Raw genomic sequence first — 14451 nt, forward strand, 5'->3', positions numbered from 1 at the left:
GAGGCGCGCAGATGAAAAGGCGTGGATCCCGTGACCAAGTCGCGGGATGACGGAGTTCGGGGATGCGGAAAACCTTATCCACAGACAGCGCGTGCTGTGGACAAAAGCGCGCGCAGCCTCAGCCGATTTCCAGCTCGGAATCCCAGTAAAGAAAATCCCGCCAACTCTGGTGGAGGTAGTTCGGCGGGAAGGCGCGGCCATTCTCCTGGAGCTCGAAGGTGCTCGGTTGGAATGGTCGCCTCTTCGGGTGCATATGCGCCTGGTGGGGCAGGGCGTTGCCCTTGCGCAAGTTGCAGGTCTGGCAGGCGGTGACCACGTTCTCCCAGTTGGTCCGGCCGCCGCGCGAGCGCGGAATCACATGGTCGAAGGTCAGCTCCGGCGCCGGCGAGCCTTCGCCGCAATACTGGCAGCGGAAGCGGTCGCGCAGGAAGACGTTGAACCGGGTGAAGGCCGGCCGCCGCTCCTGGGGAATGAATTCTTTCAGCGCGATGACCGAAGGCAGCTTCATCGAGAAGCTGGGGCTGTGCACCACGCGGTCATATTCCGAGAGGATGCTGACCCGGTCCAGGAACACCGCTTTCACGGTTTCCTGCCAAGGCCATAGGGACAGCGGGAAGTAGCTCAACGGCCGGAAATCGGCGTTGAGGACGAGAGCCGGGCAGGACTCGGGCGATGCCATCATCGTCTGCATTCTCGCTTCCGCCCCTAGAAATAGTCAACTTATCCACAAAGCACAAGATGTTGACATATCCCGGCGGCATTCTTCACGATCTTGAAATCAAGCTTCCGACCGCCTGAGCTGGGGAAATAGACATGACGCAGAGCGATGGCGGCCCTGGTGTGCCTGCGCGTCCCGGCTGGGCCATTGCGCTCGAAATCCTGGGTTGGCTGATCATCGCTTTGAGCGCGGTAGGCGCATTCCAGTACGTGCAGCCTCTCTATATCGCTTTGACATCGGCTACGGTCCTGGCGATGGCGGGCGCTCCCTTCATCTTTGGATCAGCGATCGGGCTTGCCATGATCATTGTCGGTCGCCACCGCAGGCCGAGGGCACGGCGCAGTCTTTTCTCGCTCTGGGCGAAGCTAGTCATGCTCTTCGGCGCGACACTCTGGATTGGTTGGCCGACCATGGCCTACGGGCTGCTCATGTTCATTGCGTCAAACGATGGCTCTGGAGGGGTTTGGGAGACGGATGACCTCGTTATCTTTCCGCTCCTCTATCGTGCGATCCTGATGAGCGCGCTGCCGCTTGCGATCGGCAGTGTCGCGATCCTCATTGCGCTGATCTGGGGGAGGCGAAAGCCCGAGCCGGACATCCCGGCGGTGTTCAGTTGAACGCAGGCCAGCAGCCATGAGCGTGCACCTTATCTTCGACCTGGTCGCCTGGGCCTCCGGCGTGCTCGCCGGATATGTTGTGCGTCGCCGCTATCTCGCCGACGGCACGCCCTCCGGCTTCAAGCTCTCACAGCACCCGGGCTACATCATCGCAGTCGCTCTCTGCGCCGGTGTCGGCGCACTGATCGCGGGCGGCGGCAACATGGCGCTGGCCGATCTGCCGCCGCTCGGCCACAGCGTTGCCGGCGCCATCGCCGGCGGCATCGTCGGGGCCGAGGGCTACAAGCTCGCCCGCGGCATCAAGGGCTCGACCGGTCTTATCTTCGTGGCGCCGCTTGCCGCCGGCATCGCCATCGGGCGCTGGGGCTGCTTCCTCTCCGGCCTCCCGGATTACACCTATGGCACGCCCACGGGCCTGCCCTGGGGCGTCGATTTCGGCGACGGCATCCCGCGGCATCCGGTTCAGCTCTATGAGAGCTTCGCCATGCTCGGGTTCCTGGCCTGGTTCCTCGTCACCCTGGAGCGGAACCGCCGAAGTGAATCGCCTTCACTGATGTTGCGTGCCAGCTTCTACGCTCTGGTCGGCTTCTACGCAGTCCAGCGCTTCGTCTGGGAATTCCTGAAGCCCTATCCGAAGGTCCTGGGACCCTTCGACATGTTCCATTTCCTGATGCTCGGTCTTTTCGCATACAGTCTCTGCATGCTGTGGGGAGAACAGCGCCGCCATGAACAAGCCTGTCGCGCCCAAGCCTTATCCGCGTGAGATCAAGAATCATCTCTTCTTCGGGCAGACCACATCGCTCTGCGAGACCTGTCTTGCGCTTGTGCCGACCAAGATCCTGATCGAAGGCGACCTGGTCTGGTTCCAGAAGCGCTGCCTGGAACACGGCGTGCAGAAGACTCTGGTCTCGACCGACGCCGCCTGCTATCGCAAATGCCACGACTACCTGAAGCCGCCCGACCGGCCGCAGATGCTGCACAGCCGCACCGAATACGGCTGCCCCTACGACTGCGGCCTCTGCCCCGACCACGAGCAGCATTCCTGCCTCGCGCTCCTCGAGGTGAACGAGGCCTGCAACCTCAACTGCCCGGTCTGCTTCGCCGAATCCTCGACCGCGCGCACCACGCACCGCTCGCTGGAGGAGATCGAGCGGATGATGGACCTGCTGGTCGAGGCCGAGGGCGAACCAGACCTGCTGCAGATCAGCGGCGGCGAGCCCACCATCCATCCGCAGATCCTTGAGATCCTGAAGCTCGCCAAAAGCAAGCCGATCCGCCACGTCATGCTGAACACCAACGGCGTGCGGATCGCCAAGGACAAGGACTTCGTAAAGGCGCTGGCCGACCTTCGGCCCGGCTTCGAAGTCTATCTGCAGTTCGACTCCCTGAAGGCCTCGGCGCTGGAAGCGATCCGTGGTGCCGACCTCCGCCGCATCCGCGACCAGGCGCTGGCGAACTTGGAAGAGGCCGGCATCTCCACGACCCTGGTCTGCGTCATCAAGAAAGGCGTCAACGACGACGAACTCGGCGCCGTGATCGACCATGCGCTGAGCTATGCCTGCGTGCGCGGCGTCACCTTCCAGCCGATCCAGGATGCCGGCCGCAATCTCGGCTTCGACAAGAACCGCGACCGCGTGCTGCTCTCCGATATCCGCAGCGGCATTATCGCCCAGTCGCCGCATTTCGGCGCCGACGACATGATGCCCTTGCCCTGCAATCCGGATGCGATCGCCATCGGGTACGGCCTCAGGCACGGTCGCGAGATCACGCCGATCACCCGGTTCTTCGACCAGAAGACCCTGCTGGACGTGGCGCCCAATGCCATCACTTTCGAAAAGAACCCGGAGCTCCGGCAGCGCCTGTTCGAGCTGATGTCGCTCTCCTGCACCGGCGAGAGCACCAAGCCGACCCTCGCCAACTTCCTCTGCTGCCTGCCGCAATTCGAGGTGCCGAAGGAGCTTGGCTACGACAAGGTGTTCCGCGTGGTGATCGTACAGTTCCTCGACCGCTTCAACTTCTGCATCGCCTCGGTCAAGCGCTCCTGCATCCACTTCGTGACGCCGGAACTGCAGCTCATTCCCTTCGACACCTACAACCTCTTCTACCGCAACCGCCTGGTGGACAAGTTCCGCCCGGGCCTGGGGGCGCGAAGCACCGCCGGCAACATGAGTTCGATTCATGCACGAGCCTAACCCCGCATCCACGCCGCCCGGCACCTACGCCGTCTGGGCCATCGTCGTGATGGTGCTCGGCTGGCTGATCGCGATTGCGACCGGGCTCTGCGGCGGCGCCTTCGTGATCTCCGGCATCGCCGACAACTCGGGCTATAGCAGTGCGGTCATCATGGCCGGGCTGATCCTCGGCGGAGTGCCTTGCCTCATCGGCATCGGCATGATCCTCGCGGCGCGAAAATGGGGCCGCAGGAGTCCGCCGGCGCCGAAGCCAGACGTCTTCACGTGAGAGCCTATCCGGTCTGGGCCCTCGTCATCCTGCTGCTCGGCTGGACCATCGTCGCCGCGACCCTGGCATTCTCGGTGGACCTGCTGCGCCCCGCCCTGACCGGTGATGTCTATGGCCGCGGGGTCATGGTCGCGACGACCGGCGCCGTCGCCACGGTCGGCATCGCCCTCGGTCTCGCGCTGATCGCGATCGCCGGTTCCGGCCGGCGCGACGCAATGACCGGAGGCTGGAAGCTCTGGGCCAAGCTGCTGCTGGTGCTGGGCGGGGCGCTCTGCGTCTCCATTTCCCTGCTCATGGTCGCGGCCGGCCAATTCGGTTCCGTGTTCGCGGGCATATTGCTGTTCTATGGCTGGATTCCGATCCTGTTCGGCGCGCTGCTGATCCTGGCGGGCGTGATCTGGGGCCGTCGCCGATGACGGCCGATCCAGCGCCCTCGAGCGGTGGCCGCGGCTGCTGGGGCGTCGCCCTCGTCATTCTCGGCGGCCTGGTCACATTGCTCTCCGGCCTCTGTGCCGGGGGCAGCATCGTCGGCGGCATCATCGACATCGCCAATGGAGACGCGACCCTTCGACAGGCGCTCGGCCCGGCCCTGCCGTTCCTGTTGGTCGGCCTGCCTTTCCTGGCGGGCGGTATCGCGCTAATGGTCTGGGGTCTGCGCATCCAGAGGCGCAGGTAACGCTCCAAGGAATTCCCCGTGCCGACCATCCCCGTTCTCGACACCCCGCGCCTCACCCTGCGCGGACATCGCAGCTCCGACTTCGAATCCGTCGCCGCCATGTGGGGCGATTTCGAAGTCGCGCGGCATATCAGCGGCAAGCCATCGACCCCGGAGGAATCCTGGGCCCGCATGCTGCGCTATGGTGGGCTCTGGCACTTCCTCGGCTACGGCTATTGGGTGGTGGAGGATAAGGCCACCGGCAAGTTCCTGGGCGAGGTCGGCCTCGCCAACTTCCACCGCGAGATGGATCCGCCGCTCGGCGATCTTCCGGAGGCGGGCTGGGTGATGACGCCCGCGGCCCATGGCAAGGGCTACGCGACGGAAGCCATCGGCGCGGCACTCGCCTGGGCGGACGAGACTCTGAAGACGCCGGTCGTCTGCATCCTGGCGCCGGAGAATCCGGCCTCGATCCGGGTCGCCGAGAAGAGCGGCTTCCGCGAGATCGCCCGCGGCACCTACAAGACCTGGCCGACTTTGGTCTATCGCCGCGAACTGCCCGCGCGATAGGCACCGGGGTTCAGGCCCGTCACCTTCTTGAAGCGGCGGTTGAAGGTCGAGAGGTCGTTGAACCCGGCTTCGAAGGCGATCGACGAGATCTCGTCGCGGGAGCGCTTCAGCCGCAAGGCGGCGCGGTGGAGGCGGTTGCGCAGCAGATACTGATGCGGCGCGAGCCCGACCACCTGCCGGAAGGTGCGCAGGAAATGGTAGGGGCTCATCGCCGCCCGCCCGGCCAGGCCGTCGAGCGTGTAGCTCTCCTCCGGCCGCGCCGCCAGCGTCCGCACGATCGCCGTCACGCGCTTGATGTCGCGGGCGCTCGGCTGCCGCGCCCGCTTCGGCGCATCGGCGAGAATCCCGATCACCGCGCCGGCCAGCCGCAGCGCGATCTCCTCGAAAGCATCCCGGTCGTCCTCATCACGCGCGACTTCGGCTTCGGCAAACAGCGGCGCCAGGACTTCGAGCGGGGGCAATTGCGGCCGCGTCACCGCACTCCGCCGCGCGCCGGGCACCGCGGCGACGATCTCTTCCCAGACCGCCGGTGAGAAATGGAAGGCGGTGCAGCGGTCGCCGACCCCGTGCTCATGGCCGCATTCGTAGCAGACGCCGGGAGCCCCCAGCATCACCGCGCCCGGTGTCAGCACCGCGGCGCCGATGCTGGAGCGGTACTGGAACGTGCCTTCGCTGACCTGCGCGATGGCGACCGCGCGATGCTGCTCTTCGAAGGCCGCCGTCTCCGGACCGGAGCGGCAGATGATGTCCTGCACCATCCAGCCGCGGCCGGAGGCGAGGGTCCGCGACGACAAGGGGGTCGGTTCGCTCATGCGTACAGAATAGCAACTTTTCCCAAGCGGCGTCACCGCCCGATTGCCTAGATGGAGGCACATGGCCAAGAGCGAAAGGAGCCGAACCCATGTTCAACCACATCTCGATCGGCGTGCGGGATATCGGCCGCACCAGGAAGTTCTACGACGCCGCCTTGAAGCCGCTCGGCTTCAAATGCTTGAGCGAAGGCGCGGATTCTCTCGGCTACGGTGCGGCGGAAGTGGCGCTCTGGATCGGCCAGGTGGCCAAGCCGGCGTCGATCGACGACAAGGCCAACCTGCATTTCTGCTTCGACGCCGGCAGCCGCAAGGCGGTCGATGCCTTCCATGACGGCGCGATGAAATCGGGCGGCAAGGACAACGGCAAGCCGGGCTTGCGCAAGGATTACGGCGACAACTACTACGCCGCCTTCGTCATCGACCCCGACGGCTATCGCCTCGAAGCCTATTGCGGCCAGGCGAAATAGAAAATGAAACGTCATGCCCGTCCCCGGACCTGATCCGGGGATTGACCCGGGCATCTCGCGCCGCCGTAGAAATGCCCGCGGATCAAGTCCGCGGGTGACGTCGTGGAGTAATCAACAGCCCTGGCCGGATAAACTTACCCTTTCATCCGGCAACTCGAGCGCCCATGTTTCACCCCTTGCATTGCAGGAGTGAAACATGGGCCTCCTTGTGGGCGGCGTCTGGCAGGACAAGTGGTACGACACCGACTCGCAGAAGGGTCGCTTCGTCCGGTCCGAGAGCCGGTTCCGCAACTGGGTGACCGCGGATGGGTCACCCGGTCCCTCGGGCGAGGCGGGCTTCAAGGCGGAGGCGGGGCGCTATCACCTCTACGTCTCCTATGCCTGTCCCTGGGCCCACCGCACCCTGATCTTCCGCGCGCTCAAAGGGCTGGAGAGCATGATCGCGCTCTCGGTGGTGAACTGGCATATGGGCGCGCGCGGCTGGACCTTCGATCCCGGCGCCGGTGTCATCCCCGATCCGATCCATCACGCGAAGACCCTCGCCGACGTCTACCTCGCCGCCGATCCGGAATATTCCGGCCGGGTGACCGTGCCGGTGCTTTGGGACAAGCAGCGCGGCACCATCGTGAACAACGAGTCTTCCGAGATCATCCGCATGCTGAACGGCGCCTTCGATCGCCTGGGCGCGAAGCCCGGCGACTATTATCCGCCGGATCTCCGGGCCGAGATCGATGCGCTCAATGCGCGGATCTACGACACGGTCAACAACGGCGTCTACAAGGCCGGCTTCGCGACCAGCCAGGCGGCCTATGAGGAAGCGCTGCACCCGCTGTTCGAGACGCTGGATTGGCTTGAGGACCGGTTGACATCGCGCCGCTATCTCTGCGGCGATCGCGTCACCGAGGCGGATTGGCGGCTCTTCACCACCTTGTTGCGCTTCGACCCGGTCTATGTCGGGCATTTCAAGTGCAACATCCGCCGCATCGCCGACTACCGGCAGCTCTCACGCTATCTGCTCGACCTGCTCGGCTTTCCCGGTGTGCGCGAGACGGTGCATCTCGATCACATCAAGCATCACTATTACGGCAGCCACAAGACCATCAACCCGACCGGCATCGTGCCGGTCGGGCCGCGGCTGGACTGGGCGTGACCGCGCCTAGCGGCCGACGCTTGTTTGATGAATAAACCAATCCGGTATGCAGCATATGATTGTATGCGGCGGACCCGCTCGGACAATTGGTGCGGCTGGCCTTCGGTAGTATCATCGCGGCTTCGGGTCGCCCTGAACGGGTGTAGGGGTGTCGTGGCCATGATCCAGATCAGCCAGTTCATGCTGGGCCTGACACAGAACGTCAGCCTGCTCGCGCTCCTGATCGTCGGCTATGTCTGGATCCGGCGCGTGCCGCAGATGACGCCGGCGCTGCGGGACAGTGCGCTCGGCCTGCTGTTCGGGCTGGGCGCGGTCGGCGCCATGGCGACCAGCGTCAATCTCGGGACCGGCATCCTGCTCGACGGCCGCACCATCCTGGTCGGCATCGCGCCGCTGTTCGGCGGCTGGATCGCCGCGCTGCTTGCCGACGCCGTCGCGATCGGGTTCCGCGTCTGGGTCGGCGGCCCGGCCCACTCGCCGTGGCTCGGCATGGTGGTCGCGAGCCTGCTCGGGATCGCCTTCTGGCGGGTCCACCTCCGGCTCGGCCGGCAGCCGGGCTTTGTGGCTCTGTGGCTGCTGGGGCTGCTGATCTCGGCGGTCAACCTCTCCGTCATCCTGTTCCGCGCGCCGGAATTCGTCGTGGCGATTTCCAAGGAGATGCTGACAGCGGTCGCCGCACCGCTGCTGATCGTCAACCCGCTCGCCATGGCGATCCTGGGCGTCGCCCTGCGGCGCGAGGACGACCGGCTCGCGTTGCAACGCCGGCTCGATGAACAGACGGATCTCTTCAAGGCGATCTTCGGCGCCATGAGCGACGGCGTCACCGTGGCGAATGCCGAGGGCGAACTGGTGATGCGCAACCCGAAAGCCATTGAGCTGGCGGGAGACGCGCCGAATTCCACTTCCAGCAAAGATTGGGCCGAGGCCTTCGGCACCTATCAGGTCGATCGCGACTCGCTTTTTCCGGAGGATGACATCCCCCTGGTCAAGGCGGTGAGAGGCGAGAGCAGCGACGGTGTCGAGATGGACGCCGTCAACCGGCACGACGGCACGCGGCGCACCCTGAGCGTCAGCGGCCGGCCGCTGGTCGGCCACGACGGCAAGCCGCGCGGCGGCGTGGTGGTGTTTCGCGACATCACCGCCCAGCGCCGCGCCGCGCAGGAGCTTGCGAAGAGCGAGATGCGGCTTAGGGCTGCGATCAGCGCCATGGAGAGCGGCTTTGCGCTGTTCGACGCCGAGGACAGGCTGGTCCTGTGCAACGAAGCCTTCATCGACCGGGGCTCCCGGGCGGCGTTCGGCAACCCGGCCGGCCGGACCTTCGCGGAGATCATCCGCGCCTTCGTCGCCGGCAGCGTGACCGCGGTCGACGCGCGCGCCGATCCGGAAGCGTGGATAAGCTGGCGGCTCGAGCTGCATCGCAACCCGCCGGACCGGCCGACCGAGATGCAGTTCACCGATGGGCGCTGGAAGCGCTTCACCGAGCGCGTCACCGCCGAGGGCGGCCGGGTCGCGATCTGGACCGACATCACGCCGCTGAAACAGGCCGAGCTCCGGCTGCGCGACGCGATCGAGAACATGGACGGCGGCTTCGCCCTGCTCGATCGGGACTTGCGCTTCGTCGCCTTCAACCATCGCCTGTTGGAGCAATACCCGAAGAGCGCGCATCTGTGCGTGGTCGGCGCCCGGCTGGAGGACGTCATCCGCTACGGAGCGGAGCACGGCGAATATGCCGGCGTCGCGTCGCCGGCCGAGGTCGAAGCCCTGGTCGCCGGCATCAAGGCGAGCTTTGCCGGCGAGCGCGACGCCTCGGGCGAGGTTGAGCTCGCCGATGGTCGCTGGTCGCTGGTCAACCGGCATCGTACCGAGGACGGCGGCCATGTCGTGATCCGCACCGACGTGACCGCGCTGAAGCGCCAGCAGCGCGACCTCGAAGCCGCCAACCGCAAGCTGCAGAATCATGCGGCGGAGCTGGCGGCCCTGGCCGCGAAGCTGGACGAGGAAAAGCGCCGCGCCGATGCCGCCAACCGCGAGAAGTCGATCTTCCTCGCCGGCATGTCGCACGAGTTGCGCACGCCCTTGAACGGCATTCTCGGCTTCGCCGAAATGATCGCCCAGGAGATCTACGGTCCGGTCGCGCCGCCGCGCTACCGCAATTGCGCCGATCTCATCCACCAGAGCGGCGCGCATCTGCTGTCGCTGATCAACGACATCCTGGACTTGTCCAAGATCGAGGCCGGCAAGGCCGAGCTCCGCATCGAGGCACTGCGGCCGCGCGCGCTGGCCGACGAGGCGATCACTCTGGTTGCGCGGCTGGCCCGCGACAACGACATCCGCCTGGTCTCGGACATCGACCCGAGCTGCCAGGCCCTGCATGCCGATGAACGCTCCGCCAAGCAGATGCTGCTCAATCTGCTCTCCAATGCGGTCAAGTTCACGCCGGGCGGCGGCGAGGTCCGGCTCGCGATCCGCTGCCTCCCCGACGGCGGCGTCGAGCTCGCCGTCAGCGATACCGGTCCCGGCATGACGGACGAGGAACTGCAGACCGCCCTCGCGGTCTATGGCCAGGTGGACGGCGTCGCTTCCCGCCTGAACGGGACCGGGCTCGGCTTGCCGCTGACCAAGGCGCTGGCCGAGCTCCATGGCGGCCGGCTGCAGATCGAAAGCCGCAAGGGCGCCGGCACCACGGCGACCATCCACCTGCCGGCGGGCTCGGCCTGCCAGGCCCGGAGGGTTTGATTACGGCGCGTGTTCCTTGCGCCAGGCCTCGGCGCGCTTCGTCGCTTCGGCCCGATCCTCGGCGCTGAGCTCGGCGGTGAGCTTGTCGCGGGTCGTCACCGCGACCTGCTTCGACAGCGGATCCGGCATCCCTTCGGCGCCGATCAGCAGCCATTTCAGCGCCTCGATCTTGTCCGGCTTGCCGTCCGCGGTGCCGGTGCCGGTCAGCAGGTTTCCCGCCAAGGTCACCTGCGCCTCGGCAAAGCCGTGCTCGGCGGCGCGGCGGAACCAGTCGTTCGCCGCCTTCTCGTCGCGCACCACGCCATGTCCGGCCGCGGTCATCAGGCCGAGCGCGTTCTCGGCCGGCGGATAGCCGCCCGCCGCCGCCTTGCGATAGAAGGTGAGCGCCTGGCCGTAGTCGAGGGCGACACCGCCGCTGCCGCGCTCGAACTGCGCGCCCTTGGCGAAGTCGGCGGCGAGTTCTTCCTGGGTCGGCGGAGCCGGCTCGGAATGCCAGATGAAAACCCCCAGCCCCGCCAGCAGGAGGAGGGCGAAGACTCCGGCTGCGACCAGCGCGAAATGCGAACGGGTGAACTGCAGGGCGGCCTCCTTCGGAAAAGAGCCGGGAGACTAGAAGGAAACCGATCCGCGGTCCATTGGCAGGGTCAAGCTTGCGCCCCCGGCATGGCCGGCGGCTGCGGGAAGGAGAGGATCGCCCGCGTGCCCTCGCCGGGCTTGCTCTCGAAGCGCAGCGATCCGCCATGCTGCTCGGCCAGGGACTTCGCGATCGGGATGCCGAGGCCGGTGCCGCGGCCCTTGCGCGTGACCAGCCGGTCGTCGTCGATGCCGCCGGTGGACGCGAGCAAGCTGTCGATCTGCCCCCGGGTCAGCCCCGGGCCGGTATCGCCGACCTCGATCTCGACCTTGCCTTCCAGGCGGCGGAAGGCGATCCAGACCTTGCCCGAGGGCGGGGTGAACTTCAGCGCGTTGTAGAGCAGGTTGACCGCCGCCTGCTTCACGGACACCCGGTCGGCGGTGAAGGCGCCGCATTTCTCCGTGCCGGTGACCGAGAGATCGATGCCGGCGCCCTGGCGCGGCGGCATCATGTTCAGCGTTTCGCGCGCGAGCTCCAGGGGATCGATCTCCACCATGGTCATGCGCCGCAGCCCGGTCTCGATGCGCGACAGGTCGAGCAGATCGGAGATCACTTCCAGGAGGTGCTCGCCGCTCTTCTTGATGTCCTCGATGTATTCGCGATAGGCCTCGCTGCCGATCGGCCCGAACACGCCGAGGCGCATGATGTCGGCGAAGCCGATGATCGCGTTCAGCGGCGTCCGGAGCTCGTGGCTCATGTTGGCGAGGAAGCGCGACTTCGCCGCATTGGCGGTCTCGGCTTCGAACTTCGCGGTCTTCAACTCGCGCAGCAGCCGCGCCATGTCGTCGGTCTGGGTCGCGAGCCGCACCATCGCGTGCTGCAGGGCGGTCTCGCGTTCCTTGAGCGCCTGGATGTCGCGGCCGACCGATTGCAGCTCCATGTCGCCGGTCAGGGGCGAGCGCACGATCTGCGCGTTCCAGCTCCACCAGCGCTTGGTGCCGTCGGGCAGCTCCCATTGGATCTCGACCGCCTTCACCGAGCCCATGGTCAGCAGGGTGCGCACGCGCTCGCGCGCGATCTCCACCTTGCGCGCGTCGAGGAACTCGCTGATCGGGCGGTTGATCAGCGAATTGGGATCGCGCCCGAGCAGCCGGGCATAGCTCGCGTTGCACCACTTACAGACGAGCTCGGGCGTATAGCGGATGACCGCGTCATCCAGGTCGGAGATGACGGCGTGCCAATAGGCGGCTTGCTCGGAATCATACCGGGTGGCTTCCCGAGGCTGTCCACCCATGCCGTCGCCGTTCGCCATCACGCCTCTGTCCGGAATCAAGGCCTCATCACGGTCTTCCGGCATTTTAGTCCTAGCAAGGGTAAACGAGGTCTTAATGGCGAGACGAAACCCCCGCGCAAAAGCCCAAGATCACCGCGGGCTCCGCGGATCCTCAGGAAAAATTTTGGTGGATAAACTGCCCGCCGCGGGTCAACCCCTCGGGGTCGATCGAATGCGGCAGGCCGGGCCGCGCCAGCGTCTCGACTGTGACACCGAAGGATTGCAAGACCTGCGCGGCGGCGCCCATGGCCGCGAAGGGCACGACCTGGTCGGCGGTGCCGTGGACCAGCAGTACCGGCGGCTTGGACCTGATCTCCAGGGCGAGCGCGTCGGCGCCGATCAGCGCACCGGAATAGCCGACGATGGCGGCCGGCGCGGTGGTGCGGCGCGGTCCCACATGCAGCGACATCATCGTGCCTTGCGAGAATCCGACCAGCGCGAGGCGGCTCTCGTCGAGCCCGCGCGATTTCAGCGCGTCATCGAGAAAGCCGTCGAGAATGGTCGCGGCCGCCCGCGTGCCGGCGAGCTTCGTCGCCGGATTGCGGTCCTCGAGCCCGAACCACTGATAGCCGCCGAACGGATTCATCTCGCAGGGGAAGGGCGCGTTCGGCGAGACGAATTCCGCATCCGGCAGCAGGTCGGCCCAATAGGGCGCCAGCGAAATGAGATCGTCGCCGTTCGAGCCATAGCCGTGCAGGAAGACGACGAGCTGCTTGGCCTTGGATCCGGATTTCGGCGCGACGTTCGGTCCATCGAGGGTCTGCATACGCTTCACTTCCTTATAACGGCTGGCCGCCGATGCCGCCCTTCCCGTTCCTATAGTAGTGCCAGAGCATCCGGGCAGCGTAGGAGCGGAACGGCCGCCAGGGCTCGGCGATCTTCAGCAGCTTCTTCGGGTCCGGCCGGGCGCGGAGCTTCTTCAGCCGTTGCGCCGCCACCATCAGCGCCAGGTCCTGGGCCGGCATCACGTCCGGCCGCTTCAGGCTGAACAGCAGGAACACCTCCGCCGACCAGCGCCCGATCCCCTTGACCGAGGAGAGCGAAGCGATCGCCGCCTCGTCATCCATGCGCCGGAGCTTGGCCAGCGACACCCGCCCGTCCAGGAAGGCGGCGGCGAGATCGCGGCCATAGACCATCTTCTGCCGCGAGAAACCGATCGCGCGCAGGTCGTCGTCGCTCAGCGCGACAAAACCCTCCGGCGTCACCTTGGCGAGACGCTCGTTCAACCGGCCGGAGATCGCCCGCGCCGACGCCGTCGAGACCTGCTGCGCGATGATCACATGCATCAGCGTCTCGAAATCGGCCGGACGATGCCGGGGCGGCGGCGGCCCGATCTCCGCGATCGCCGCGGCCATGTGCCGGTCGGCACCGGCGAGATGATCCAGCGCCTGTTGCAGCAGCCCTGCGTCTTCGCTATTCCTGCCCGCCATGACCCTCGCCTTCGGAGCCGGAATAGTTACGCGATTCGCGCCCAGTCCGACAGGCTTTCTCCATCTCGGCCATGCCCATTCCGCCTTGCTCGGCCATCGCACCGCGCGCCAGGCAAATGGCCGTTTCCTGCTCCGCATCGAGGACATCGACCGCACCCGCTGCAAGCGGGAATTCGAGCGCGCGATCTTCGACGATCTTCATTGGCTTGGCCTCGATTGGGAAGAACCGGTGCGCCGCCAGTCGGACCACTTCGCCGATTATGCGGCGGCCCTGGCGCGGCTGGAATCCGACGGTCTGCTCTATCCCTGCTTCTGCAGCCGCAAGGACATCGCCGCGGCGGCAAGCGCTCCCCACGGCATTCCATCACAGGACGGCGAGACCGTGATCTATCCCGGAACCTGCCGCGGGCTCGACCCGATTCTTGCGGCCGAGCGCAAGGCCGCGGGCGCGCCCTATGCGCTGCGGCTCGATACCGCGGAAGCCTCACGCCGGTCCGGTCCGCTCGCCTTCTCGGAAGCCGATCCGGATGGCGCCAATTTGCGCGAAATCCGCGCCCAGCCGGAACGTTTCGGGGACGTGGTGCTGGGCCGCCGCGACACCCCCGCCAGCTATCACCTCTGCGCCACCCTCGACGACCATCTCCAGGGGGTGACCCTGGTCATAAGAGGCGAGGATTTGCGGCCTGCGACTCATCTGCACCGCCTGCTGCAGGCGGTTTTGGGGCTTGCATCGCCGCAATATAGGCACCATGTCTTGCTGACAAACGAGTCGGGGGTCCGGCTCTCGAAACGCGACGGTGCCTTGGCGCTCCGGGCGCTGCGGGAGCGGGGATTGAGCGCAGCAGCGGTGCGGAAGATGGCCGGGTTCCAGGATGCATAAAACTCGGGCCGATCGGTCGCCGATGAAATCACTCCAAGAGCAGAACCCG

At 66.3% G+C, this 14451-nt stretch carries 17 protein-coding genes; 11 read left to right on the forward strand and 6 right to left on the reverse strand.

All coding sequences use genetic code 11. The features are described 5' to 3' along the window. Positions 1-118: 118 nt before the first annotated feature. A complete protein-coding gene (locus tag ACYQ4T_RS18680) occupies positions 119-682 on the reverse strand; it encodes an HNH endonuclease (protein ID WP_459858063.1) in 564 nt (187 codons plus the stop codon). 131 nt (positions 683-813) lie between these two features. On the opposite strand from ACYQ4T_RS18680, the gene ACYQ4T_RS18685 reads away from it, so the two are divergent. Genes ACYQ4T_RS18685 through ACYQ4T_RS18715 form a run of 7 tightly spaced genes read left to right on the forward strand, consistent with a single transcriptional unit; the run spans position 814 to position 5020 of the window. Continuing rightward, entirely contained in the window at positions 814-1335 is a 522-nt protein-coding gene (locus tag ACYQ4T_RS18685; protein WP_459857328.1) for a hypothetical protein, read from the forward strand. A 16-nt stretch (positions 1336-1351) separates the two neighbouring features. Then, positions 1352-2098 carry a prolipoprotein diacylglyceryl transferase gene (locus ACYQ4T_RS18690; RefSeq protein WP_459857330.1) on the forward strand — a complete coding sequence of 249 codons (747 nt, stop codon included), beginning with the start codon at positions 1352-1354 and terminating at the stop codon, positions 2096-2098. Next, entirely contained in the window at positions 2061-3527 is a 1467-nt protein-coding gene (locus ACYQ4T_RS18695) for a radical SAM protein (RefSeq protein ID WP_459857333.1), read from the forward strand. Before ACYQ4T_RS18690 ends, ACYQ4T_RS18695 begins: the two co-directional genes overlap by 38 nt. Then, a complete protein-coding gene (locus ACYQ4T_RS18700; RefSeq protein ID WP_459857335.1) occupies positions 3514-3795 on the forward strand; it encodes a hypothetical protein in 282 nt (93 codons plus the stop codon). The genes ACYQ4T_RS18695 and ACYQ4T_RS18700 overlap by 14 nt, the downstream gene beginning before the upstream one ends. Continuing rightward, the gene (locus ACYQ4T_RS18705; RefSeq protein WP_459857337.1) at positions 3792-4211 is read left to right on the forward strand and encodes a hypothetical protein; all 420 of its coding nucleotides are present in this window, start codon (positions 3792-3794) and stop codon (positions 4209-4211) included. Before ACYQ4T_RS18700 ends, ACYQ4T_RS18705 begins: the two co-directional genes overlap by 4 nt. After that, positions 4208-4471: a hypothetical protein gene (locus ACYQ4T_RS18710; protein WP_459857340.1), complete on the forward strand. Its 264-nt coding sequence runs from the start codon at positions 4208-4210 to the stop codon at positions 4469-4471. The genes ACYQ4T_RS18705 and ACYQ4T_RS18710 overlap by 4 nt, the downstream gene beginning before the upstream one ends. A gap of 18 nt (positions 4472-4489) precedes the next feature. Beyond that, positions 4490-5020 carry a GNAT family N-acetyltransferase gene (locus ACYQ4T_RS18715; protein WP_459857342.1) on the forward strand — a complete coding sequence of 177 codons (531 nt, stop codon included), beginning with the start codon at positions 4490-4492 and terminating at the stop codon, positions 5018-5020. On the opposite strand, the gene ACYQ4T_RS18720 is transcribed toward ACYQ4T_RS18715, so the two are convergent. Beyond that, complete coding sequence (locus tag ACYQ4T_RS18720; RefSeq protein WP_459857344.1) at positions 4993-5832, reverse strand: helix-turn-helix transcriptional regulator; 840 nt, start codon at positions 5830-5832, stop codon at positions 4993-4995. The two genes, ACYQ4T_RS18715 and ACYQ4T_RS18720, sit on opposite strands and share 28 nt — an antisense overlap. Positions 5833-5921: 89 nt before the next feature. Here ACYQ4T_RS18720 and ACYQ4T_RS18725 point away from each other — a divergent pair, with 89 nt between their 5' ends. From ACYQ4T_RS18725 to ACYQ4T_RS18735, 3 genes are all read left to right on the forward strand, one after another. Next, positions 5922-6299 (forward strand): VOC family protein, encoded by a 378-nt coding sequence (locus ACYQ4T_RS18725; protein ID WP_459857347.1) that lies wholly within the window; start codon positions 5922-5924, stop codon positions 6297-6299. A gap of 196 nt (positions 6300-6495) precedes the next feature. After that, the gene (locus ACYQ4T_RS18730; RefSeq protein WP_459857349.1) at positions 6496-7449 is read left to right on the forward strand and encodes a glutathione S-transferase family protein; all 954 of its coding nucleotides are present in this window, start codon (positions 6496-6498) and stop codon (positions 7447-7449) included. A 159-nt stretch (positions 7450-7608) separates the two neighbouring features. Beyond that, on the forward strand, positions 7609-10185 hold the full coding sequence (locus ACYQ4T_RS18735; protein ID WP_459857352.1) for a PAS-domain containing protein: 2577 nt from the start codon (positions 7609-7611) through the stop codon (positions 10183-10185). On the opposite strand, the gene ACYQ4T_RS18740 is transcribed toward ACYQ4T_RS18735, so the two are convergent. From ACYQ4T_RS18740 to ACYQ4T_RS18755, 4 genes are all read right to left on the reverse strand, one after another. Further along, positions 10186-10764, reverse strand: coding sequence for a tetratricopeptide repeat protein (locus tag ACYQ4T_RS18740; protein ID WP_459858065.1), 579 nt, complete (start codon positions 10762-10764; stop codon positions 10186-10188). Positions 10765-10829: 65 nt separating this feature from the next. Continuing rightward, complete coding sequence (locus ACYQ4T_RS18745; RefSeq protein WP_459857354.1) at positions 10830-12092, reverse strand: PAS domain-containing sensor histidine kinase; 1263 nt, start codon at positions 12090-12092, stop codon at positions 10830-10832. Positions 12093-12204: 112 nt separating this feature from the next. Then, positions 12205-12858 (reverse strand): alpha/beta hydrolase, encoded by a 654-nt coding sequence (locus ACYQ4T_RS18750; protein WP_459857356.1) that lies wholly within the window; start codon positions 12856-12858, stop codon positions 12205-12207. A 13-nt stretch (positions 12859-12871) separates the two neighbouring features. Continuing rightward, entirely contained in the window at positions 12872-13522 is a 651-nt protein-coding gene (locus ACYQ4T_RS18755; RefSeq protein WP_459857358.1) for a DNA-3-methyladenine glycosylase family protein, read from the reverse strand. On the opposite strand from ACYQ4T_RS18755, the gene gluQRS reads away from it, so the two are divergent. Further along, positions 13521-14402, forward strand: coding sequence for a tRNA glutamyl-Q(34) synthetase GluQRS (gene gluQRS, locus ACYQ4T_RS18760; RefSeq protein WP_459857360.1), 882 nt, complete (start codon positions 13521-13523; stop codon positions 14400-14402). The two genes, ACYQ4T_RS18755 and gluQRS, sit on opposite strands and share 2 nt — an antisense overlap. The last annotated feature ends 49 nt before the right edge of the window (positions 14403-14451 follow it).

It is taken from the genome of Dongia sp. agr-C8 (assembly GCF_054658695.1).

Excerpts from the sequence above, each read along its gene's own strand:
- ACYQ4T_RS18735 (WP_459857352.1), top strand. The coding sequence starts at position 7,609 with ATGATCCAGATCAGCCAGTTCATGCTGGGCCTGACACAGAACGTCAGC.
- gluQRS (WP_459857360.1), top strand. The coding sequence starts at position 13,521 with ATGACCCTCGCCTTCGGAGCCGGAATAGTTACGCGATTCGCGCCCAGT.
- ACYQ4T_RS18710 (WP_459857340.1), top strand. The coding sequence starts at position 4,208 with ATGACGGCCGATCCAGCGCCCTCGAGCGGTGGCCGCGGCTGCTGGGGC.
- ACYQ4T_RS18725 (WP_459857347.1), top strand. The coding sequence starts at position 5,922 with ATGTTCAACCACATCTCGATCGGCGTGCGGGATATCGGCCGCACCAGG.
- ACYQ4T_RS18685 (WP_459857328.1), top strand. The coding sequence starts at position 814 with ATGACGCAGAGCGATGGCGGCCCTGGTGTGCCTGCGCGTCCCGGCTGG.
- ACYQ4T_RS18700 (WP_459857335.1), top strand. The coding sequence starts at position 3,514 with ATGCACGAGCCTAACCCCGCATCCACGCCGCCCGGCACCTACGCCGTC.
- ACYQ4T_RS18680 (WP_459858063.1), bottom strand. The coding sequence starts at position 682 with ATGATGGCATCGCCCGAGTCCTGCCCGGCTCTCGTCCTCAACGCCGAT.
- ACYQ4T_RS18690 (WP_459857330.1), top strand. The coding sequence starts at position 1,352 with ATGAGCGTGCACCTTATCTTCGACCTGGTCGCCTGGGCCTCCGGCGTG.
- ACYQ4T_RS18695 (WP_459857333.1), top strand. The coding sequence starts at position 2,061 with ATGAACAAGCCTGTCGCGCCCAAGCCTTATCCGCGTGAGATCAAGAAT.
- ACYQ4T_RS18730 (WP_459857349.1), top strand. The coding sequence starts at position 6,496 with ATGGGCCTCCTTGTGGGCGGCGTCTGGCAGGACAAGTGGTACGACACC.
- ACYQ4T_RS18755 (WP_459857358.1), bottom strand. The coding sequence starts at position 13,522 with ATGGCGGGCAGGAATAGCGAAGACGCAGGGCTGCTGCAACAGGCGCTG.
- ACYQ4T_RS18720 (WP_459857344.1), bottom strand. The coding sequence starts at position 5,832 with ATGAGCGAACCGACCCCCTTGTCGTCGCGGACCCTCGCCTCCGGCCGC.
- ACYQ4T_RS18750 (WP_459857356.1), bottom strand. The coding sequence starts at position 12,858 with ATGCAGACCCTCGATGGACCGAACGTCGCGCCGAAATCCGGATCCAAG.